The sequence below is a fragment of the Kocuria sp. PD6 genome, from assembly GCF_031844145.1.
Lineage (GTDB): Bacteria > Actinomycetota > Actinomycetes > Actinomycetales > Micrococcaceae > Kocuria > Kocuria marina.
The window spans coordinates 195,748-217,368 of record NZ_JAUZUS010000001.1 but is presented as its reverse complement, the minus strand read 5'-3'; the positions used below and the strand labels follow the sequence as shown (position 1 = coordinate 217,368).

The window sequence follows — 21,621 nt, the reverse complement described above, 5'->3', positions numbered from 1 at the left end:
CCGACGGGCGCCCCGCTCCGTGCCAGACTCCGACGGGCGCCCCGCTCCGTGCCAGACTCCGACGGGCGCCCCGCCCCTGGGAGCGACGCACCACCCGGTGGCGGGCAACCGCGACCAGAGCCGCGCCTCATGACCCTCGAGCCGTGAGCCCCCGGGCTGTCATCCCCGCTCCCGTGTGAGACCGTGGGGTATGTCCAATCGTCTGGCCCACTCCACGAGTCCCTACCTGCTGCAGCACGCGGAGAACCCCGTGGACTGGTGGGAGTTCTGCCCCGAGGCCTTCGAGGAGGCCCACGCGCGGGAGGTGCCCGTCCTGCTGTCCGTGGGCTATGCCGCGTGCCACTGGTGCCATGTGATGGCCCACGAGTCCTTCGAGGACCCGGAGGTGGGCCGCTACCTCAACGAACATTTCGTGGCGATCAAGGTGGACCGCGAGCAACGCCCGGACGTGGACTCGATCTACATGGCGGCCACCCAGCTGCTCACTGGTCAGGGCGGCTGGCCCATGACCGCGTTCCTGACCCCGCAGGGCAGGGTGTTCCATGCCGGGACCTACTACCCGCCGCGTCCCGTGCAGGGGCGGCCGTCCTTCATGCAGGTCCTGCGGGCCGTCGCCGAGGCCTGGACCGAGCGCCGTGACGAGGTGTTGCGCGGGGCCGAACAGGTCTACGATGCGCTGTCCCGCCACCCCGAACTCGTGGACCGGATGCTCGCCGACGCGGGTCCGTCGGTCGTGCGCGTGGAGGGTGGCGAGGCCGCCGAGGACGCCGCGGAACAACTCACGGGAGCCTGGCTCGACGGCCTCGAGGTCGCCCGGGACGCCGCCCACGAGGGCTTCGGAACCGGCGCCAAGTTCCCGCCCTCGCCCACCCTGGACGCCCTCACGCGCATTGCGAGCCCCGCGCACCGCGATGCCCTGGCTGGGGATCCCGCGTCGGCGAGCGCGCACGCTGCTTCCGGCCACGACGACGCCGCGGCGCAGCACGCGCGCACCGCACGTGATCTGTTGTGCGCCACGCTCGACGCGATGGTCACGGGGGCGCTGCAGGACCATGTGGGCGGCGGGTTCTTCCGGTACTCGGTGACCCCGGACTGGTCCCTGCCCCACTACGAGAAGATGCTCTACGACAACGCCCAGCTGCTCGGCGTGCTGGCGCGCACCGTGGCGCTGCTGGAACGCACCGGCACGGACGCCACTCGCGCGGCCCGTTACCGCCGGGCCGCAGAGCTGCTGGTCGAGTGGCTCGAACGGGAGATGATCACCCCCGAGGGCGCGTTCGCCGCATCCCTCGACGCGGACAGCGATCCCGCGTCCGACGAGCCGCATGCCGAACGTGAGGGCGCCTACTACACGTTCTCGGGTCACGCCGGAAGCCCCGCAGGGGGTCGCCCCGCGCCGGCCACGGCGGCCTGGGGTGAGGCGGGTGCGGTCACGGGGATCCTGGACGAGTCCGTACGGCAGGAGCTGTGGCAGCGGCGGATCACGCGCACGGCGCCCCACCTGGACGACAAGATCGTCACGGCCTGGAACGGCATGGCGCTCACGGGACTCGCGGACGCGGGTGTGCTGCTGGGGCACCCCGAGTGGGTCGAGCTGGCCGCCACGGCCGCCGGTTTCCTGTGGGAACGGCACCGGGACTCCGCCACCGGACGCATCACGCGCACGTCACGCGGCGGCGTCGTGGACCCCCACGAGGGCCAGCTCGAGGACTACGCGCGCTTCGGCGCCGGGCTGCTCGCGCTGTACCGGGCCACGGGCGAGACCGCGTGGTACGAGCGCAGCCGCGCGCTCGCCGAGGTCGCCGTGAAGCGTTTTGTGCGCGGGAGTACCGTGCTCGAGTCCGCTGAGGTGGACCCCACCCTCGCGGCGGCCGGGGCCACGGGCCGTGCGGAGCCGTTCGACGACGTCGCCGCGTCCAGTTCCGCGGTGCTCTCCCGGTGGCTCACGGAGCTGTCCCAACCGACGATCGGTGAGCGCCAGACCCGGGAGGTGGTCGACGCCGTGACCGCGCCCGCGACCGGGGTGGTCCTCAAGGCCCCCACGACGGCCGGGGGCATGGTGTCGGCCGTGCTGGCCGACGAGCACCCCCCGGCCCTGTTGCAGGTCGTGGACACGAGCGCCGAGCAGTGGCGCGAGACGCTCGACGCGGTCGGTGCGGCACGCGTGATGGATGTCCTGGTCCTGGACGGGAATGCGGCGCCGTACGGGGTTCCTGCGGCATCGGAACCCGGCTACACGGTGTGGTTGTGCCGGGACGGACGCTGCGAACTTCCCGTCCATTCCATGCCGGACGTGAGCGCACTCGTCACCCGGATCCGCGCGGAGCGGGGCTGAGCGCACCGGGGCGCTGCGTCGTCGTCGGCATCGCGTGGACGACGCAGACGTCACCGCGCCGAGCGGTCCCCGCACGCCGAGCGCCGTCGGATCTCTGACCGGGGCGTCGCAAATCGCTCACGCGGCGAACATCGCGAACATGATCGCGATGTAGTGGCAGACGAAGCCGCCGATCGTGCACGCGTGGAAGACTTCGTGGAAGCTGAACGTCGCCGGGAGCAACCGGGGGCGCCTGGTCGCATAACACACCGCGCCGGCGATGTAGAACACGCCGCCGCAGATCAGCAGGACGGTCGCGGGGACGTTCACCGCGAAGAACGCCGGGAGGTAGAGCAGGGCCAGGCACCCCATGATCACGTAGAGCGGGGTGTAGAGCCATCGCGGCGCGCTCATCCAGAACACACGGAAGATCACGAGCAGGGCACCGATCGTCCAGATCACGCCGAGCAGGATCGTGGCGCCCCGCACCGGGAGGAAACTCACGGCCAGGGGCGTGTACGTCCCGGCGATGATCAGGGCGATGTTCGAATGGTCCATCCGCCGCAGCACCGCGTTCATGCGCGCGCCCCAGTAGAAGCGGTGGTATACGGCCGAGGTACCGAACAGCATGATCGCCGTGATGGTGTAGACCAGACATGCGAGACGCAGCTCCACCGTGGGTGCCACGACGATGGCCACCACACCCAGCACCGCGGCCACCGGGCTGAAGCCCGCGTGGATCCACCCGCGCCAGGACGGTTTCTTCTCCACCGTGAGGGGACCGTTACGCGTGTGACGCACGATCGTCACCGGGCCGGGAACGGTGCGCTTCTCGGTGCGTTCGTCTGACATGGTGGACACCACTGCCTCTCATGGGTGCCCCGCGGACACGGAGCTCGGAGGTGCTACTGGATTGGGTCTGCCCTACAGGTAGTTTAGGGGTGTGAATCCGTGTGGACCGGGCCGACTCAGGGGAGGAATGACGCTGTGAAACTTCCCCGTGTCATGTATTCCTTCTACGAACACCGCTTGGCGCGCACCCTCACCGCGGACGAGTTGCCGCATCACGTGGGTGTGCTCGTGGACGGCAACCGCCGGTGGGCGCGCCAGTTCGGGGCCACCACGGAGGAGGGCCACCGGGCGGGCGCACGCAAGATCGTGGAGTTCCTGCGCTGGTGCCACGAGCTGAACATCCAGGTGGTCACCCTTTACATCCTCTCCACCGAGAACCTCAACCGTCCGCGCGAGGAACTCACGGCCCTGCTGGAGATCATTACCAACCTCATGTGCGAGCTGCAGGAGGAAGGGATCTGCCGGATCCAGCCCGTGGGTGCCCTGGGAACCCTCCCGGAGAAGCTCCAGGAGCAACTGCTGAACAGCGCACAGCGCACGGTGGACAATCCCGGCCCCCACCTGAACATCGCCGTGGGGTACGGGGGGCGGCAGGAGATCGTGGACGCGGTACGCGAGGTGCTCACCGACGCCGACGCCCGCGGTGCGTCGCTCGCGCAAATGGCGCAGGAGCTCAGCGTGGAGGACATCTCCGCACACCTCTACACGCGCGGGCAACCCGATCCCGACCTGCTGATCCGCACCTCCGGCGAACAACGCCTCTCGGGCTTCCTGATGTGGCAGTCCGCATACAGCGAGTTCTACTTCTGCGAAGCGCTGTGGCCGGACTTCCGCCGGGTCGACTTCCTGCGGGCCCTGCGCGATTACGCGCGCCGTCAGCGCCGATTCGGGGGCTGAGCCAGCCCTACCGGTCCCGCTCACGGGCCCGTGGCGGATGTTCACGCGCCGTTCACCGGTGGGGCGCGCCACCCTTGATCGACCTCCCTAGCGTGAGAGGTGCCGGACACACCGGCCAAGGACTCCGCAGTGAAAGGGCCCCATGAGCATCGACACCCCCGTAACCCCCGTCCGATCCGGCGCGCTCGAGGAGGACGGCTCCGCGGCCGGTGTGCGCACGTACGTGATCGACACGTCCGTGCTGCTCTCGGACCCGCGCGCCGTGTTCCGCTTCGCCGAGCACCGCGTGGTGCTGCCCGTGGTGGTGATCACCGAGCTCGAGGCCAAGCGCCACGACCCGGAACTGGGGTACTTCGCGCGCAAGGCGCTGCGGTTGCTGGACGACCTCCGCGTGACCCACGGCGGCCTGGACCGGCCCGTGGACCTTGCGGACGGCGGGTGCCTGCAGGTGGAACTCAACCACGTCGCGGACACGGTGCTGCCCCAGAGCTTCCGGCTGCGGGACAACGATTCACGCATCCTGAGCGTGGCCGCGAACCTCTCCGGCGAGGGCCACGACGTGTGTGTGGTGTCCAAGGACCTGCCCATGCGGCTCAAGGCCTCCGCCCTGGGACTCGCCGCGGAGGAGTACCGCGGTGAGTGGATCGGTGGTGACGACGCGTACACGGGCGTGGCCCACCTGGACGTCGCGGAAGACGTCGTCTCCGGCCTCTACGCCGAGGGCCGCACGGAAGTGCCGGGCGCCCGGGAGCTTCCCGTGAACACGGGTCTGGTCCTGCGCTCGTCCGCGGGCAGCGCTCTCGCCCGGACCGAACCGGACGGGCAGGCGCGCCTGGTCGCCGCGGACCGGGATGTGTTCGGGGTGCAGGGACGCTCGGCCGAACAGCGGTTGGCCATCGACCTGCTGACCGACCCCGCCGTGGGCATCGTCTCGCTGGGCGGTCGCGCGGGAACGGGCAAGTCCGCGCTCGCGCTGTGCGCCGGGCTCGACGCCGTTCTGGAACGCCGGGAGCACCGCCGGATCATGGTGTTCCGTCCGCTCTACGCGGTGGGTGGCCAGGACCTGGGCTACCTCCCCGGCACCGAGGAGGAGAAGATGAACCCGTGGGGTCAGGCGGTCTTCGACACGCTGTCCTCCGTGGTCTCACCCGCGGTCGTGGACGACATCGTGGCGCGCGGGATGCTCGAGGTGCTGCCCCTGACCCACATCCGCGGGCGGTCCCTGCACGACGCGTGGGTCATCGTGGACGAGGCGCAGTCGCTCGAACGCAACGTGTTGCTCACCGCCCTGTCCCGGATCGGGCAGAACTCCAAGGTGGTGCTCACCCACGACGTCGCCCAGCGGGACAACCTGCGGGTGGGACGTCACGACGGCATCATGGCCGTGGTCGAGGCGCTCAAGGGTCAGCGGTTGTTCGGGCACGTGAGCCTCACGCGCTCCGAGCGTTCACCCATCGCGGCCCTCGTGACCGACCTGCTCGAGCGCCAGGACGTGTGACCCGGCGACGCCGGGCCGGGAGGGCGGCGTCGTCCCCCGCCCGGCCTGGTCGTCCCGAGCCCGCGGCGTCGTCGTCAGGTCCGAACGGGCTGCGCGCCCTGGACACCCGAGAAGCGCGGCCCCTGGGGAATCCGCCCGGTGCGGATCACGGGCGGCGGCTCAGGCCGGGAGCACAGGCCATGGCACGTGACGGGAGACGTCCGTGAGGTTGAAGTCCTGTTGCGTGAACAGGTCGTCCAGTTGGTATTCGTCCACCGCCTCGATCACGAGTCGGTGGCCCTGACCCGCGTACGGTCCGCGCAGCACGTGGGAGTAGACGCAGACGCCGGTCGCGGTGTCCACCGCGATCCGCGTGGGACCCGGGGCGAGCGGGTGGTTCGCGGTCACGGGCCGGTAGCGCACGCTGGGCTCCACGGTCGCGCACCACACCCGGCGTTTGGCGAAGGCCCCGGCCACCACAGAGGACAACTGCGAGGGGCGCTGCTCCGGGAGGTAGGGCGGGGTGGGCGCGGGGCCCACGCATTCCACGGGGTCCAGGATCGCCTGCCAGCGCCCGCCCCCGAAGATCGGGTCCCCGTAGGCAGCCTCGGGGCGGCGGAGCACGAGGCCGTCGTCGTCGTAGACCGGTGAGACGAGCGCGGGAGGCAGCAACCAGGAGCGGGACGTGTCCGTGACGTAGAAGTCGTCCCGGGAGCGTTCGAGGGACGTACTCGCGTACAGCACGTCGCCCTGCAATGTCTCCACGCGCACATCGGAGGGCCGGCGCAGCCACACGCGCACGGGGTGGGCGGCGGTGTCCGGATCCTCGCTCACCCAGTACAGCGTGAACCGCACCGTGTCCCAACGCCACGGGGAGGACCGGCACAGCGCGGCGAAGGACTCCTCGGACACGGTTGATCGGGCGGGCCTGTTCTGCCAGGGAGCGATCATGGGCCCAGTCTACGAACCCGTGCTCCACATGGGCCGCCGTTCATGACCCGCACCACAGCGGGGTGCCTAGGATGAGTTCATGCTTCAGCCCGACACTGCGGGCATCGGCGGATTCGTGGGGGCGCACCTGCAGGAAGCCACGGTCGGCGCACAGCTGGCCGCGGTGGCCTGCGCCCTGGCCGTCATGGTGCTCGCATGCACAGGAGTGTGGCTCGCCGCCACCGACATCCGATACCACCGCCTGCCGGGGCGGGTGGTGCGCCCGCTGTATCCCGTGACCGTCCTCCTGTTGGGCGCCTCCGCCGTCCTCGCCCACGACACCGTGCGCCTGTGGTGGATGCTGTGGGGTCTGCTCATCATGAAGGGACTCTTCCTGGCCCTGCGGTTGATCAACCCCGCCGGCATGGGAATGGGGGACGTGCGGCTCGCGGGGGTCCTGGGGCTGCTCACAGGATTCTCGTCCGTGACCCATACGGTGCTCGCGCTCGCGGCCACGTTCGTGCTGGCCGGGCTGTTCTGCGCCGTACTGCTGATCCTGCGCCGCGCCCGGGCGAGCAGTCGCATCCCCCTGGGGCCGTTCATGATCGTGGGAAGCTTGGGTGTCGTGGCGTTCCTGTGAACGCCGCCCGCGCAGTCGTACCCACCCAGGAGGAGACACCCGTGCCCGTTCCCGAGTTCATCGCCCACCTGCGCCGCAAGATCGATCACGACCTGTTGTGGTTGCCCGGGTGCACCGCCGTGGTCCTGCACGAGGGCCGGGTGCTGCTGGGGCGGCGCGCGGACAACGGGAACTGGGGTCTGATCACCGGGATCGTGGAACCGGGGGAGGACCCCGGGGTCGCCGCCCGCCGCGAGTGCCTCGAGGAGACCGGCGTGGAGGTCACGGTGGACGACCTCGTGCGGGTCAAGGCCGGGGACGTCGTCGAATTCCCCAACGGGGACCGCTGCCAGTTCCTGGACCACACGTTCCTGTGCAGTTACGTCTCCGGCGAGGCGCGGGTGGCGGACGACGAGTCCCTCGCCGTGGGCTGGTACCCGGTGGATGAGCTGCCTCCCATGCCGGAGCACCAGGCCGACCGGCTACGGGCCGCACTGGAGTTCACGGGGCGCACGGGCTTCGAGTGCTGACGTCACGGCCGCGCCGAAAGAATCGGGCACGTGAGACGCCCCGGCGGTGCACCCGGGGCGAGGGGGGCGCGGAAGCAGATCACCCGCCCCTCCAGGGAGCCGTCGGGCACCGGTGGCTCAGGCCAGTTCGGCCTCCGTGGCCCGTCGTACCAGGCCGTAGCGGCGGCGGAACTCGCGCACACCGGCGTCGTCGGAGGGACGCAGCTCCCGGCTGGCGGAGCGTGACCACCGCGGGAACTCGCCCGCGGCCCACGCCTCCTGGCGGGCGGCGCCGAGCGCCACGTACTCGCCGGTCTCCAGCACCGCCACGGGCATGCCGAGGGTGTCCGGGAAGACGCTGCACAGCGCCTCGGACTTCGCCCCTCCGCCGATCAGCAGGACGTGCTGGACCACGTCCACGCCGCGCAGGATATCCAGGCAGTCCGCCAGGGAGTCCGCCACGGACAGCACCGCGGAGCGCGCTAGGTTCTCGCGGGTCATCGACGCGCGCGTCATCCCGCCCAGCCGCCCGGAGGCGCTGGAGCGGTCAGTGGTGAACTCTCCACACAGCATCAACGTCAGCCAGTCGTGGGGGAGCATGACACGCTCCACGCGGGCGGCGGCCTGCGGTTCGTTCTCCCGCAGCCACGCGAGCTTGGACAGCGTCATGGACGGGACCGGGGCCATGACCAGCTGATTCATCCATCACTGGATCCCGTGCTCTTCGATCATGCGGGTGGCCTGGGGGTCTCTGCGGATGTCGTTCCACAGTAGGGCGTCGTGGACGGGGTTCCCGTCCCCGTCCACCGCGACCATGCCGTGCTGCTGGCCCGCGACGGGGACGCCCACGACGTCGTCGTGCTCGGCCACGCCCGCCTCGCCCCACGCCCCACGCCGCACGCAGCGCGTCGCGCGGCGGGGTCCTCGTTCGTGCCGTCCGGGTGCGGCGCGCTGGCCGAGGTCACGGTCCGGCCGGTGGCCGTGTCCACGACCGGCACCTTGCAGGACTGGGGGAGTCGATGCCGACGACCGTGCTGGTCATGGTGTCCGCTCTGAGGGCGAGGAAACGGCCGGTGAACGATCGTGCCGATCGGGAGCGGACCGACAGCGGGAACGGCGGGTGCCGGTGGGAGCGCCCGGCGGTTCAGTCCTCGCGGGGCGGTGCACTGGCGCGCAGAAGCTGTTCCACCTCGTCACGCAGGGCCGTGTCGCACGCGAGGTGGCTCACCAGCCCCCCGCACCGCGGCGAGGACGGCGGGGGCCCGTTCCGCTCCCGAGGCGACCCCGATCCTGTGGTGGGCCGAGCGCACCTGCGCGACGCTTGCCGAGACGACCATCCCAGCGATTGGAGTGTCCAGCTCGTGGCCGGACTCGTCAAGGAGGAGGCTGGAGATCTCCGCCACCGCTCCAGCCCGCGCCGCCGCCCGGGCCAGGTCCTCGCTCACACGCGGCCACACGGTCGAGGTGTCCGGCGACCACCCGCCGATGGCGAGCACGGCGACGTCGAGCGAGTCCGCCCGTCTCAGCGCTACGTCGATCTCGGGAGACTTCTTCAGGGCCGCGGGCTGGTCGACCACGAGGGGCGCCCACAGGGGCCGCGCGGTGCGGCTGCGAAGCTCGGCGAACAGGCGCGGTGACTCTTTCTCCGTGGTGTCGTCCGTGCGCAGGGCACCGGCGAGCTGGACGATATCGTTGTGCGGCAGCTCGGGGAGGTGCTTCACCGCGTGCTGCAGGGCGCCGGACCAGGAGATTCCGAGGGTGTCCCCGTCCCGGGGCACCCGCGTGATCTCCCGGGGAACGGCCCGGCCCAGGGCGTCCCGGTCGGCGGGCCACCTGGAACCGGGAGAGCCCGGACCGCTTGCCCAGGGAGATTTTGGAGGCGCCCTCCACGGAGTAGCCGTGCGCCAGGTTGGCGAGCAGGTGCCGACGCCGCCCGGGGTCGGTGGGCGGCCAGGGGTCCTCGGCGGTCATGGGACACCGCCTCCAATCCTGACGGGAGCGAACAGGGTCACTGCTCCCGTGATCCTATATGGTCCGGGTCACACGCTTCCGGGGCCTCGCGGCACCCGGCAGCACCGGCGCGGTGTGGTCCGGCTACGGCAATGGGGGACCCGGTGGCAGCGTGCCATCGGGTCCCCCTCCGCGTGCGCCGTCGTGAGGACGACGGCCGCCGGTCAGCCGCGCGGGATGTTGCGCAGGTTGGAGCGGGCCATGGAGACGGCCTCACCGACGCCGCGGTTGAGCACGATGCGGGACATCGCTGTGGCGAAGCCGAAGACCTGGTCCTTCTTGATCTCCGGGGGGATGGACAGGGCGTTGGGGTCGGTGATGACCTCCACCACGGACGGGCCCTGGTGGGCGAGTGCGGTGGTGAACGCGGACTCGAGGTCCTTGGGCTTCTCCACCCGGATGCCCTGCATGCCCATGGCGGTTGCGATCTGCGCGTAGTTCGCCTGGGGCACGTCCACGCCGAAGTCCGGTAGCCCGTCCACGAGCATCTCCAGCTTGACCATGCCCAGCGTGGAGTTGTTGAACACCACCACGGTCACGGGCAGGTTGTAGGTCGCCAGCGTCAGCAGCTCGCCCATGAGCATGGAAAGCCCGCCGTCGCCCGACATCGAGATGACCTGGCGTCCCGGATGGGCCAGCTGTGCGCCGATCGCCTGCGGCAGGGCGTTGGCCATGGACCCGTGCAGGTAGGAGCCCAGGATGCGACGAGTGCCGAGCGGGTTGATGTAGCGGGCGCTCCACACGTTGCACATACCGGTGTCCGCGGTGAACACGGCGTCCTCGGCGGCCACCTGGTCCAGGATGGACGCGGCGTACTCGGGGTGGATAGGCGTGATCTTCTCGACCTTGCGGGTGTACGCACCCACGGCCTTGTTCATGAGCTTGTCGTGCTTGGCCAGGGTCTTGTCCAGGAACGAGCGGTCGGACTTGACCGTGAGCTCGGGCAGCAGCTTGAGGATCGTGGATTTCACGTCACCGTGCACGGGGATGTCCACGCCGGTCCGGCGCCCGATCACGGTGGGATCGGTGTCCACCTGGATGGTGGTGACGTCCGGGAGGAACTGGTCGTACGGGAAGTCCGTGCCGAGCATGACCATCACGTCCGCGTCGTGCAGCCCCTCCGCCGCGGCGCCGTAGCCCAGCAGCCCGGTCATGCCCACGTCGAACGGGTTGTCGTACTGGATCTGGTCCTTGCCGCGCAGCGAGTGGCCCACGGGCGCCTTCAAGGTGTCTGCGAGGGCAATCACCTCGTCGTGGGCGCCGGCCACGCCGATGCCCGCGAAGATCGCGACCTTCTTGGCCGAGTTCAGGGCCTGGGCCATGCGCTCGACCGTCTCGTCTGAGGGGACCACGGCGCTCGGTGCCGGCACGGCGAACGGGCGGGCTTCCACAGCGGCGTCCGAGTCCGCGAGATCGCCCGGCAGCGTGACCACGGAGACGCCCGGGCTGGTCACGGCGAACTGGATCGCGGAGCTCACCACGGCGGGGCACTGCTGCGGGGTGCTCACCAGCTCCGAGTACACGGAGCACTCGGTGAAGATCCGGTCCGGGTGGGTCTCCTGGAAGTACTCGGAGCCGATGTACTGCGAGGGGATGTGGGAGGCGATCGCCAGCACGGGCGCACCGGAGCGGTTGGCGTCGTAGAGCCCGTTGATCAGGTGCAGGTTGCCCGGCCCGCAGGAGCCCGCACACACGGCGAGCTTGCCAGTCAGCTGAGCCTCGGCGCTCGCTGCGAACGCACCGGCCTCCTCGTGGCGCACGTGCACCCAGTCGATCCCACCCTTGGCGGAGCCGCCGGTGCGGCGCACGGCGTCCACGATGGGGTTCAGACTGTCGCCCACCACGCCGTAGATCCGTTCCACACCTGCTTCCACTAGCTGCTGGACGATCTGCTCTGCAAGTTTCACACTGTCTCCTCGGGGGAACGGCCCGCCGCGGGAGCACCCGGGCTGGCATCACGAATGTCTCTGCCACCCAGGATAGTCCCGGATCCTTGCGGTCAAAGAGATCTGTGGGCAACGGAACACCGGTGCGTGCGGCGTCCCACGAGGGCCCCGCGGCCGCTCGGTCCCGCGCCGCCGCGCGATCGCCCCGCACATGACATGATGGAGCCCGTGAGCATTCGCACACTTACCCCGTCCGATCGTGAGCCCACCGTGTCCCATGCGGGGACCACGGCGCCGCAGTTCCACGTGCATCTGAGCGGCCGCGGGAACGCGGGAGCGCCTCGGGCTATGTCGCGCATCAGCGGGGCGGTGGGGGAACACCCGGGTGCGGGTGCTCGAACCGTGGCACGGGCGCAGCGTTCCTGCGCCGTGGCCGGCGCCACCGGGGTCTCCCGGTGCGCGGCCTCCTCACCCCGGAAGGCGTGACCTTCCGTAGGACCTCCCCGACCGCTCGGCGGTCAGGAGGTCCCCGCCGCGACGAAGAACTCGGCCACCCGGTGAACGGGTGGCCGAGTTCTGCCGTTGACGGGGTGCCGCGAGCACGCCCCTGTTTCCCGGGGCGCTCACCGGGGGCCGGTGAGCGCCCTACGGGACGAGCGGATCAGTGCTTGCCGGTCATCGTGGTGACGTCCAGGGCCTTGTCCAGCTGCTCCTCGGTGAGCTTCTCGCCGTCCACGTAGCCGAGCTCGATGGTGGCCTCGCGCACGGTGACCTTGTTGGCCACGGCGTGCTTGGCGATCTTCGCGGCGGCTTCGTAGCCGATGGCCTTGTTCAGCGGGGTCACGATCGAAGGGGAGGCCTCGGCCAGAAAGCGGCAGCGATCCTCGTTGGCCTGCAGCCCGTCCACCATCTTCTCCGCGGCCACGCGGGAGGAGTTGGCGAGCAGACGGATGGACTCGAGCAGGTTCGCGGCCATCACGGGGATGCCCACGTTCAGCTCGAACGCGCCGTTGGTGGAGGACAGCGCCACGGTGGTGTCGTTGCCGATCACCTGGGCGGCCACCTGGATGGTTGCTTCGCAGATCACGGGGTTGACCTTGCCCGGCATGATCGAGGATCCCGGCTGCAGGTCGGGGATGTGCAGCTCGCCCAGGCCCGTGTTCGGCCCGGAACCCATCCAGCGGATGTCGTTCATGATCTTCATGTACGAGTACGCGATGTTGCGCAACTGTCCTGAGGCCTCCACCAGCCCGTCGCGGTTGGCCTGCGCCTCGAAGTGGTTGCGGGCCTCCGTGAGGGGCAGACCGGTCTCCTCGGAGAGCAGCTCGATCACACGCGCGGAGAAGCCGTCCGGGGTGTTGATCCCGGTACCCACGGCCGTGCCGCCCAGCGGCACCTCGGCCACGCGCGGCAGGGACGCGTCGATGCGCTCGATGCCGTAGCGCACCTGGGCGGCCCAGCCGCCGAACTCCTGACCCAGGGTCACGGGGGTCGCGTCCATGAGGTGCGTGCGCCCGGACTTCACGACGTCCTTGAACTCCGAGGCCTTCTTCTCCAGGGAGATCGCGAGCACGTCCATGGCCGGCTTGAGGTCGTTGATCAGCGCGTTGGTCACGGCCACGTGCACCGAGGTGGGGAACACGTCGTTGGAGGACTGGGACGCGTTGACGTGGTCGTTGGGGTGGACCTCCACGCCCTCGGACTCGAGGGAGCGCGTGGCCAGGGTCGCGAGCACCTCGTTGGTGTTCATGTTGGAGGAGGTCCCCGAGCCGGTCTGGAAGACGTCGATCGGGAAGTGCTCGTCGTACTGGCCAGAGGCCACGGCGTCCGCGGCGTCGCGGATGGCCTGGGCGCGCTGGGCGTCGAGGACACCCAGTTCCTCGTTGGCCGTGGCGGCGGCCTTCTTCACCTGCGCGAGCGCCTTGATGTGCTCGCGTTCCAGGGTGGTGCCGGAGATCGGGAAGTTCTCCACGGCGCGCTGGGTCTGGGCTCGGTAGAGCGCGTTCTTGGGGACGCGGACCTCACCCATGGTGTCGTGTTCGATGCGGTACTCGGTGTTTTCTGCCATGGCCCACAGTTTAGGCCCACGGCCCCGTCGTCAGCCTTCGCGGTCGCCGTACTACCGCGATGCGGAGGACGACGACGCCGTGTGCCCGGGAGCGCGCGGCGTCGTCGTCATTCAGCAGGGCATGGGAGGTGAGATCCGGGAGGGGGACTCACGCGTCCCGGAACGCCGGGTCGTTGCTGTAGACGAGGTCCGCCTGGCCGTCCGAGAGGTGGTAGAACACGCCGACCACGGCGGCTTCGCCCCGGGAGACCGCGCCGGAGATCGCCGCGGACTGGTCGAGCATGCGCGCCGCGGTCTGCTTGGTGTGCTCCACGACCATGTCCTGTAGGTCCGTGTGGCCCTGCCTCCGGGCCTCGAGCACCGACGGCGTGATGCGCTCCACGAGGTCCCGCTGGAAACCGCGGGGCAGTTCCCCGGATTCCACGGAGGCCTTGGTCGCGGTCACGGCGCCGCACGAGTCGTGGCCGAGCACCATGATCAGCGGCGTGCCGAGGACCTCGATCGCGTACTCGAGCGTGCCCAGGACGGCGTTGTCGATCACCTGGCCCGCGGTGCGGATCACGAAGGCGTCGCCGAGCCCGAGATCGAAGATGATCTCCGCGGCCAGGCGGGAGTCGGAGCACCCGAAGATCACCGCGAACGGCTTCTGGGACTGCGCGAGGTCCTTGCGGCGCTGGGCGTCCTGGTGGGGGTGCAGGGTGTCACCTGAGATGAACCGGGCGTTGCCCTCCCGCAGTTTCCGCCAGGCCCCCAACGGGGTGCGGGGTGTGTTCTCCACGGCAGACGGCTGAGTGCTCACGCTGATCTCCAAATCTCGAAGGCACGACGGCTGGGCCGGGTCGGCTCGCTCGGGTCCTAGACTAGCCCCGGTTCCGGGACCTCGGTTCGACGACGTCGCTGCGCCCGGTCCCGCTGCCCGGCGTCACTGCCCGGACACGGCCCCCGCGACGTGCTCGAACTCGGCGCTCGGGGCCTGGCCGCTGAGCACCACCGTGGAGTCCTTGAGCTCACCGACCCACGCGGTGAACTCGTCCTGCTTGCCCGAGGCGTCACGGTGATGGATCCGCCATGTGATCCCATTGACCGTGCGCTCGTCCGTGGGCGGGATCAGCTGGGTGCGCTGCGCGAGCCACGTGGGATTGGACCGGGCGGTCTGCGCCATGTCCACCAGGTGGTAATCGGGGGAGAGGAAACCCACGTTCCACAGGGGGACGCCGTCCTGGGACTGCGCCTCCCAGCGCGCGTAGTTGGCGCTCCACCCGTCCCCCAACGCCGGGGCCGCGGGGGTGAACGGGGCCTGGTCACCCGCAAAGCGCGCCTCCTCGCTCACGTCCACGTGTGCTCGGTAGGGCTGGGCATCGGGCTTGGGCTGCAACCACAAAAACGGCAACAACAGGAGGATGAGCACGAGCATGGAGATGACCATGCCGCGGATGGGTGCGTTGATCCGCGAGGCCTGCTTGCGGGTGAGCTGCGGGACCGGCGCCTGATCCGCGTCCGGGGTGGCGGCGTCGTCGGCCGCGGCGGAGGCGGGCGCGGCGTGCGCGTCGCGGGGATCGGGGGAGGACCCGGCACCGGGACCGGAAGCGGAAGAACTCACGAACCCATTGTGCCGTGCTCCCGGGGACCGGCCCAATCCTGGGAACCCGAGGATATGCTGGACGTACGTGTCATGGTGGTGCCGCCGGGCCCGGCAGGCGGCCACCGGGGCGACCCGAAACTCGAATGTGAGGAACAACGTGGCAGAAGCGACCCAGCAGAGCAGAGCGGGCAATGTGGCGGACCGGAATTTGGCCTTGGAACTGGTGCGGGTCACGGAGGCCGCCGCGATCGCGGGTGGCCACTGGGTGGGCGCCGGTGACAAGAACAGCGCGGACGGCGCGGCCGTGGACGCCATGCGTTCGTTCCTCTCCACCGTGGACTTCAACGGCACCGTGGTGATCGGTGAGGGCGAGAAGGACGAGGCCCCCATGCTGTTCAACGGCGAACAGGTGGGCGACGGCAAGGGCCCGGCTTCGGACGTCGCCGTGGACCCCATCGACGGCACCCGGCTCACCGCTCTCGGCATGAACAACGCGCTAGCCGTGATCGCAGTGGCGGACGGCGGCTCCATGTTCGACCCCTCCGCGGTGTTCTACATGGACAAGCTCGTGGTGGGCCCCGAGGCCGCCGATCTCGTGGACCTGCGCCTGCCTGTCAAGCAGAACGTGCACCTCGTGGCCAAGGCCAAGGGTGTCAAGGCCAACCAGGTCACCGTGTGCGTCCTGGACCGCCCCCGCCACCAGGGCCTCGTGGACGAGATCCGCGCGACCGGTGCCCGCACCCGCATGATCCTCGACGGGGACGTCGCCGGGGCGATCGCCGCGTGCCGTGAGGGCACCGGCGTGGACATCATGATGGGCATCGGCGGCACGCCCGAGGGCATCGTGACCGCGTGCGCCGTCAAGGCCACCGGCGGTGTGATCCAGGGCCGGCTGGCCCCCACGGACGACGCCGAGCGGGAGAAGGCCGCCGCCGCAGGACTCGACGTGGATCGGATCCTCACCACGGACGAGCTCGTGACGTCCGACAACTGCTTCTTCGCCGCCACGGGCATCACCGACGGCGACCTGCTGCGCGGTGTGCGCTACCGCGGGCGCACCATCACCACCCAGTCCATCGTGATGCGTTCGCGTTCGGGCACGGTGCGCATGGTCGAGGCCGAGCACCTGGCCAAGAAGTGGGAGAAGTACGAGCGCAACCAGGGCTGATCCCCGACACTCTCTACACACCGCGCGCGTGTTCACCCCGGTCGGGGAGGGCACGCGCGCGGTGTGTGCCCGGCTATGCTGGAACGCGTTGTGGGCCTGAGGAGAGGAAACCCCGTGGCGCTGAGCGTGACCCCCTGCGGAAATCGGAAGACCTGGGACGCCCGGGTCCGTGTCACGGGCGGACACCCCGAATTGCTGTGGGGCATCGGTGACGCCGAGGCCCTGACCGCGCAGGACGCCAGGGTCGAACGCGTGGCCGTGGATCGGGGTCAGCAGACCGTGGGCTACAGCCAGTTGGTGATCCTGCGGGAGGACCTGCACACGGTCGTGGACGCCCGGTCCCTGCACGTCAATAATCCGCGCCACCTCACGGAGGTCCTGGCCGCGTTGCAGGACCACGCCCGCACGGCACACGAGGCCGCCGTGTTACGGGTGAGCCCGGACACCGACGCCACCCCCGAACTCACCGAGCTGCTCACCGGCGCGGGCTACCGCCGCGCGGACAAGCCCCGCAAGGGGGAGGCCGGACCGCGTCACCTCGTGGTGCGACTGGGCGAGACCGAGGGTGAGCTGTCCAAGCGGTTGTCGGACGACACGCTGCAGCGCTGCCGCGCCGGGCTGCGTGATTCCGGCGTGCGGGTGCGCCGGGTGCGCGCCTCGGACCGCGATCTGTCCAACGTGGGTCTGCGCAGTGAGTACATCCGTGAACTGTTACGCGCCGTGGGGGAGAACTCCGTGTTCCTCGTGGCCACCGAGCACCTCGAGGACGGGACGGAGACCGCCCTGGGGTACCTGTGGTTCGTGCACACCGGGGAATCCGCCATGATCTACCGGCTGGGTTTCACCGATCGTGCCCGCCAGCTGGGCGTGGACGACGCCCTCCTGCTCACGGGCCTGGTCCAACTGCAGCAGCGCCAGGTGCACAAGGTGCTCGCGGGGGACCCCGACCGGCCCTCGCAACCCATGGTGTTGCGCGAGCTCGCGACCGAGGAGCACGAGGCCCCCGGCACGTGGGAGTACCCGCTGCTCGGCGAGTTCCAGGTGGCCGGCCGTGTGGAGAAGACCCGGCGCCGGTTCCTGGGCAGACGCTCGAAGAACGCGGCCCCCGACGACCTGTTGCCGGAGCAGCCCGCGGTCCGCGACGACGCCGCACCCGAGCCGACGACGTCGGCCGCGGCCCCCCACAACGTGCCCCAGCCGGCACGCGCCGGGAACGCGACTGCCGGGTCCGCGGCTTTCGAGGACTCGCCCGTCGAGCCATCCGACAGTCTTACCGCAGCGCGTTCCCGTGAGGACGACGCCGCGCCGTCCTCCCGGACGAGCCCCGGGGTGGACGCCGATCCGGATCTGGTGCGCTCCGCGGATCAGCTCCCGGGCGGTACATCGAAGGACTCCGGGGCGACCCGTTCACCACGCTCGGCGCGGGGCGGCATGATCACGGGCATGCTTCCGGGCCCGCTGGCCCGCCGCAAGCGGACCGCGCAGTCCACCGGCACACCGGTCACCGGAACCCCGAGCACGGACGGGGACACGCAGAGCGCTTCGCGGCGTCAGAGCGCGGCCGCCGGACTGCTGCGTCGCGCCGTCGAGGAGGGCCGGGCGGCGGTCCGCGACGCCGCCCGCTGGTGAACGGGTCCTGACCTGCGGCGCACGCCGTGGACGGTGTGAACGACTCGCGCGAGCCGAGGCGCGCGGCGCGAAGAGGGCCGTGCCTGGCCGCACGGCGTGGCCGGGACGAGACTTGCCCGCCCGGGCGACGAGCCCCGCCCGCCCGGGACGAACTCTGCCGGCGCGGGGTGGGACTACTTGCGGCCCGAGACCACGTTCGCGGCGCGCGCGACCAGCGACCGCGGGAGCACGCCCGTGAGGGCATCCAGGACGTAGTACGCGCGCGGGAACACGAGCCGGGACCGCTTCTTGTCGAGTGCCGTGAGCGTCGCGGCCACGAGGTCGTCCGGATTCGCGGAACGGCCCAGCTCAATGGCCTGCGCATTGGCGACCGTGAAGAACTGGGTGTCCACGGGACCGGGGTTGACGCTCAACACGTGTACGCCGTGCTTGCGGGCCTCCACACCCACGGCGAGGCTGAAGCGGTCCACGAACGCCTTGGACGCGCTATACGTGGCCATGGACGGCAGGGGCTGGAAGCCCGCCACGGACGCGATGTTCACGATCGCGCCGTGCCCCGCGGCGGTCATGGCACCCAGGGCGGTGTGGGTCAGCGTCATGAGGGCCCGGACATTGACCGTGAGCTCCTCGATCTCGTGGTCCAGGTGCAGGTGGGCGAACTCGCCGTGACTGCCGAAGCCCGCGTTGTTGATCAGCAGGTCCACGGGGTTGCGTTCCAGCACGTCCACGATGGTGTCGATCCCCTCGGTGGTCCCGAGGTCCGCCACGACGATCTGCGCGGTGCCGCCCGTGACGGTCTGGGACAGTTCCGTGAGCTTCTCGGTGCTGCGGCCCGTGAGGATCAGACCGTAGCCGCGCTCGTGCAGGGCATGGGTGAAGGAACGTCCGATGCCACCGGTGGCACCCGTGATCAGGGCTGTGCGAGTCATGCGCCCACCCTACGCTCGCGCAGGGTGCGCAGTTTGCCCCGGGCCGCCCCGAGGGTCTCACGGCCCGCACGCACCGCACCGTAGGCGGTGTAGCCCGCGCGGGAGACCGGCAGGTCCCACGTCCCCGGGTAGGACACGGGCTCGCCGCCGAAGGACTTCTTGAAGGACGTGAAGCCGTACCACTCGTGTTCGGGCCCCGCGCCCTCGGGAGCGGTGCCGAAGAGGTCGAACCACGTGAGCCCCTTCTCCTTGGCGTCCATGATCATGGTCACCACGAGCGGGATCCCCGCCGAGAGCTTCCGGTGGGTCTGGTCCGTGGCCGCGTGCGCGTAGGTGCGGGTGTCCTCGGAGTCGTACACGAGCGAGGCCGCGATCGGCTCACCGTCCAGCTTGGCGAGGTAGAGGCTCGCGGCACCCGCGGGCATGAGCGATTCCGCGACGGCCTGCAGGTAGTCGTCATGCTGCCGATTGAAGTTGCGCCGCTTGGCGGTCGCGTCCAGGAAGGTCAGCAGGTACCGCACGTCCGCGGGATCCTCGGAGCGCTCGATGCTCACGCTCTTCTTGTGGATGTTGCGGTAGAGATTGCGGTTGGTGGACTTCATGTCCTTGAGCAGGTCCTTGGCGTCCTTGCGCAGGTCGATCAGCTGGGTGTGTCCCGGTTGCACCTGGCGCGGCGCGAGCTTCATGCCTCGCCGCTTGAGCGATGCCTCCGGGGTCTCCAGACCGTCCACCGGGTGACCGTTGATCGGCTCCACGCGCACGAACCAGCACCGGTGCGCCTCGGCCTGAGCGGTGAGGTCCGCCAGAGCGGCGTCGAACGTGTGCGGGGAGTCCGCTTCGGGGCCGTACGGGCAGTACAGGTACCGTCCGGTGCGCCCGCCCTCGACGGTCGCGAGGTACCGCCAGCCCGGCCCATTCGCCTGGATCACGCGGTGTCCGATGCTTTGCTGAAACCGTGCCCATTCGGGGGACTGCAGGATGTTCGCCACGCCCTCAACTGTACCGAGTGCGCGGGTCCGGGGTGCCGGGTCAGGGGACCGAGCACGTCCCGTTCGGCGACAACTGCTCCTGCGCCGGTACCTTGAGCGCGGCGGGCACGACCACGGCCGTCCCGACGCCCGCACCGCCGCCCAGCGCGGACACCCCGCCCGTTCGCGCCGCACCCTGGGAACCCACGGTGCCGGGCGTGTCGGCGGACGACACCGCTGCGTCGCCGCGCGCGCCCCTGGCGGCCTGGGCGTCGTCGCCGTTCGCGTTCGCCAGGACCCGGGAGACGTCGGACTGGAATTGCGCGTAGTCCGGATAGGTGGGGAAGGACTGGTCGTAGTAGGGAGGACCCGCCGCATACGCTTGCAGCTCGTGGTCCTTGGCCTTCGTGGCCACGGTGACCATGGAGCCGATCGAGGACTGCGGGATGTCCGTCTCGAGGATCTGCTGGCCAGAGCTCGCGAGCTCGTCGAACTTGGTGGCCACCGCGACCGGGTTCAGCTGCGCGAGCATCGCGGCCTGGACGCAGCGCTGCCGGGCCTGGCGGTCGTAGTCCGTGGCGCCCTCGCGGGAGCGGGCGTACCACAGGGCGTGGTAGCCGTCCATGTGCTGGGTCCCGGGCTCGATCCACCCCAGGATGGGGTTCTTCAGCCCCGTGTCCAGGTTGGTCCCGCCGCCGATCGGTACGCGGCCACCCACGTTGATGTCGATCCCGCCGAGCGCGTCCACGAGGGACGCGAAGCCGTCCATGTCGATCAGCGCGTACGCCTGGATCTTCAGGCCCGTGACGCCCTCGGCGGCCTCCTTGGTGGCCTGCGCCCCGGGATCGGCGACGTCCGGGTAGAGGTCCTTGTGGTTCTGCATCACGTCCGTGTAGACGGCGTTCATGATGCACTCGTCCCCGCAATCGAACCCCTCGGGGTAGACCGAGTTCATGGGGGAGTCCGCCGAGAACGGGACGTTCTGCAGGTTGCGGGGCAGGGAGATCGTGACCGTCTGCCCCGAGGAGGCGTCGATGCTGAGCACCGTCATGGAGTCCGGGCGGCGGCCCTCGCGGTCGTCACCGGCGTCACCGCCCATGAGCAGGATGTTATAGCGCCCGTCCTCCGGGGCGAACGGCATGCCCCCGCCGAAGATGTCCGAGACCGCGTTGCGGGCCACGGAGACCAGGTGCGCCGCGTAGCCGAGTCCCCCTCCGGTCACGAGCATCGCGAGCACGGTCACGAGCACCACGGCCCGGCGCGTCCCGTCCCCGAGCAACCCGGGTCTGATCAGGCGCAGCGTGTCGAACCACAACAGCACCCACCCGATCGCGAGCGCCACGAGGCCGTACATGAGCACCGCGGAGGTCACACTGTTGGTCAGCAACCAGATCAGCGCGCTGCGCCACACGACCCACAACAACAGGGCGGCGAGCACGAGCGCCCACACCACGGCGGTCACGCGCACGGCGATCCGCCCCAGGCCGCGTCGGCCCGCCACGAGTTGCGCGGAACCGGGCACGAGCAACGTGGTACCCAGCAGCCACCAGGCGCGCTTGGTGCGGGTGGCGGGTGCAGCGAACCGGGGACTCCTGAGGGGATCCCCCACGCGGGAACGCGATCGTCGCGGTCCGTCGCCCGGGTGGCGCTCGGCGGTGGCGCCCGCGGGCGGCTCGTCCGATGCGGTGTGGGAGCCCGACGCCACGCTCTCGTAGGCCTTGGTGGCCGTGGGATGGGGGGCGGCGTCGTCGGGCCGGTCGCTGGATCCGTTCACGTGCAACTC

19 protein-coding genes are annotated in these 21,621 nt (G+C 70.4%); 7 read left to right on the top strand and 12 right to left on the bottom strand.

All coding sequences use genetic code 11. The features are described 5' to 3' along the window. Positions 1–190 precede the first annotated feature (190 nt). Positions 191–2,335, top strand: coding sequence for a thioredoxin domain-containing protein (locus Q9R22_RS01010; RefSeq protein ID WP_131333299.1), 2,145 nt, complete (start codon positions 191–193; stop codon positions 2,333–2,335). Between the two features lie 117 nt (positions 2,336–2,452). On the opposite strand, the gene Q9R22_RS01005 is transcribed toward Q9R22_RS01010, so the two are convergent. Beyond that, positions 2,453–3,166 (bottom strand): hemolysin III family protein, encoded by a 714-nt coding sequence (locus tag Q9R22_RS01005; RefSeq protein WP_064846196.1) that lies wholly within the window; start codon positions 3,164–3,166, stop codon positions 2,453–2,455. A 135-nt stretch (positions 3,167–3,301) separates the two neighbouring features. Between Q9R22_RS01005 and Q9R22_RS01000 the strand changes: the two genes are divergently transcribed. Both Q9R22_RS01000 and Q9R22_RS00995 read left to right on the top strand, forming a co-directional pair. Further along, positions 3,302–4,063, top strand: coding sequence for an isoprenyl transferase (locus Q9R22_RS01000; RefSeq protein ID WP_085106979.1), 762 nt, complete (start codon positions 3,302–3,304; stop codon positions 4,061–4,063). Between the two features lie 142 nt (positions 4,064–4,205). Beyond that, positions 4,206–5,561: a PhoH family protein gene (locus Q9R22_RS00995; RefSeq protein ID WP_131333298.1), complete on the top strand. Its 1,356-nt coding sequence runs from the start codon at positions 4,206–4,208 to the stop codon at positions 5,559–5,561. Between the two features lie 159 nt (positions 5,562–5,720). On the opposite strand, the gene Q9R22_RS00990 is transcribed toward Q9R22_RS00995, so the two are convergent. Next, on the bottom strand, positions 5,721–6,491 hold the full coding sequence (locus Q9R22_RS00990) for a hypothetical protein (protein ID WP_131333297.1): 771 nt from the start codon (positions 6,489–6,491) through the stop codon (positions 5,721–5,723). A 79-nt stretch (positions 6,492–6,570) separates the two neighbouring features. Between Q9R22_RS00990 and Q9R22_RS00985 the strand changes: the two genes are divergently transcribed. Beyond that, positions 6,571–7,110: an A24 family peptidase gene (locus Q9R22_RS00985; RefSeq protein WP_131333296.1), complete on the top strand. Its 540-nt coding sequence runs from the start codon at positions 6,571–6,573 to the stop codon at positions 7,108–7,110. Positions 7,111–7,151: 41 nt separating this feature from the next. Continuing rightward, entirely contained in the window at positions 7,152–7,619 is a 468-nt protein-coding gene (locus Q9R22_RS00980) for an NUDIX domain-containing protein (protein WP_131333295.1), read from the top strand. A 117-nt stretch (positions 7,620–7,736) separates the two neighbouring features. On the opposite strand, the gene Q9R22_RS00975 is transcribed toward Q9R22_RS00980, so the two are convergent. The 7 genes from Q9R22_RS00975 to Q9R22_RS00945 form a co-directional block, all read right to left on the bottom strand. Then, positions 7,737–8,300, bottom strand: a complete 564-nt coding sequence (locus tag Q9R22_RS00975) for an FGGY-family carbohydrate kinase (protein ID WP_242670462.1) — start codon at positions 8,298–8,300, stop codon at positions 7,737–7,739. Positions 8,301–8,303: 3 nt separating this feature from the next. Further along, positions 8,304–8,468, bottom strand: coding sequence for a hypothetical protein (locus Q9R22_RS00970; protein WP_242670460.1), 165 nt, complete (start codon positions 8,466–8,468; stop codon positions 8,304–8,306). 323 nt (positions 8,469–8,791) lie between these two features. Continuing rightward, a complete protein-coding gene (locus Q9R22_RS00965; RefSeq protein WP_131333294.1) occupies positions 8,792–9,409 on the bottom strand; it encodes a sugar-binding domain-containing protein in 618 nt (205 codons plus the stop codon). A 363-nt stretch (positions 9,410–9,772) separates the two neighbouring features. Beyond that, a complete protein-coding gene (locus Q9R22_RS00960; protein ID WP_131333293.1) occupies positions 9,773–11,515 on the bottom strand; it encodes a pyruvate dehydrogenase in 1,743 nt (580 codons plus the stop codon). Between the two features lie 640 nt (positions 11,516–12,155). Then, on the bottom strand, positions 12,156–13,562 hold the full coding sequence (locus Q9R22_RS00955; protein ID WP_064846178.1) for a class II fumarate hydratase: 1,407 nt from the start codon (positions 13,560–13,562) through the stop codon (positions 12,156–12,158). A gap of 148 nt (positions 13,563–13,710) precedes the next feature. After that, positions 13,711–14,361 (bottom strand): carbonic anhydrase, encoded by a 651-nt coding sequence (locus tag Q9R22_RS00950; RefSeq protein ID WP_082943280.1) that lies wholly within the window; start codon positions 14,359–14,361, stop codon positions 13,711–13,713. A gap of 123 nt (positions 14,362–14,484) precedes the next feature. After that, positions 14,485–15,162, bottom strand: coding sequence for a DUF4245 domain-containing protein (locus Q9R22_RS00945; RefSeq protein WP_242670458.1), 678 nt, complete (start codon positions 15,160–15,162; stop codon positions 14,485–14,487). Between the two features lie 139 nt (positions 15,163–15,301). On the opposite strand from Q9R22_RS00945, the gene glpX reads away from it, so the two are divergent. Together glpX and Q9R22_RS00935 are read left to right on the top strand one after the other, a co-directional pair. Beyond that, positions 15,302–16,312 carry a class II fructose-bisphosphatase gene (gene glpX / locus Q9R22_RS00940; RefSeq protein WP_064846181.1) on the top strand — a complete coding sequence of 337 codons (1,011 nt, stop codon included), beginning with the start codon at positions 15,302–15,304 and terminating at the stop codon, positions 16,310–16,312. Positions 16,313–16,387: 75 nt separating this feature from the next. Continuing rightward, positions 16,388–17,941: a hypothetical protein gene (locus Q9R22_RS00935; RefSeq protein ID WP_311253942.1), complete on the top strand. Its 1,554-nt coding sequence runs from the start codon at positions 16,388–16,390 to the stop codon at positions 17,939–17,941. Positions 17,942–18,114: 173 nt separating this feature from the next. On the opposite strand, the gene Q9R22_RS00930 is transcribed toward Q9R22_RS00935, so the two are convergent. Genes Q9R22_RS00930 through Q9R22_RS00920 form a run of 3 tightly spaced genes read right to left on the bottom strand, consistent with a single transcriptional unit; the run spans position 18,115 to position 21,612 of the window. Beyond that, positions 18,115–18,870 carry an SDR family oxidoreductase gene (locus Q9R22_RS00930; RefSeq protein WP_131333291.1) on the bottom strand — a complete coding sequence of 252 codons (756 nt, stop codon included), beginning with the start codon at positions 18,868–18,870 and terminating at the stop codon, positions 18,115–18,117. Further along, positions 18,867–19,859, bottom strand: a complete 993-nt coding sequence (locus Q9R22_RS00925; protein WP_311253941.1) for a peptidoglycan bridge formation glycyltransferase FemA/FemB family protein — start codon at positions 19,857–19,859, stop codon at positions 18,867–18,869. Before Q9R22_RS00925 ends, Q9R22_RS00930 begins: the two co-directional genes overlap by 4 nt. Before the next feature lie 40 nt (positions 19,860–19,899). After that, positions 19,900–21,612, bottom strand: a complete 1,713-nt coding sequence (locus Q9R22_RS00920) for an LCP family protein (RefSeq protein WP_131333289.1) — start codon at positions 21,610–21,612, stop codon at positions 19,900–19,902. Positions 21,613–21,621: the final 9 nt, after the last annotated feature.

Coding starts and splice junctions, on each gene's coding strand:
- Q9R22_RS00930 (WP_131333291.1), bottom strand. CDS start 18,870: ATGACTCGCACAGCCCTGATCACGGGTGCCACCGGTGGCATCGGACGT.
- Q9R22_RS00990 (WP_131333297.1), bottom strand. CDS start 6,491: ATGATCGCTCCCTGGCAGAACAGGCCCGCCCGATCAACCGTGTCCGAG.
- Q9R22_RS00985 (WP_131333296.1), top strand. CDS start 6,571: ATGCTTCAGCCCGACACTGCGGGCATCGGCGGATTCGTGGGGGCGCAC.
- Q9R22_RS00955 (WP_064846178.1), bottom strand. CDS start 13,562: ATGGCAGAAAACACCGAGTACCGCATCGAACACGACACCATGGGTGAG.
- Q9R22_RS00935 (WP_311253942.1), top strand. CDS start 16,388: ATGCTGGAACGCGTTGTGGGCCTGAGGAGAGGAAACCCCGTGGCGCTG.
- Q9R22_RS00975 (WP_242670462.1), bottom strand. CDS start 8,300: ATGAATCAGCTGGTCATGGCCCCGGTCCCGTCCATGACGCTGTCCAAG.
- Q9R22_RS01005 (WP_064846196.1), bottom strand. CDS start 3,166: ATGTCAGACGAACGCACCGAGAAGCGCACCGTTCCCGGCCCGGTGACG.
- Q9R22_RS00995 (WP_131333298.1), top strand. CDS start 4,206: ATGAGCATCGACACCCCCGTAACCCCCGTCCGATCCGGCGCGCTCGAG.
- Q9R22_RS01010 (WP_131333299.1), top strand. CDS start 191: ATGTCCAATCGTCTGGCCCACTCCACGAGTCCCTACCTGCTGCAGCAC.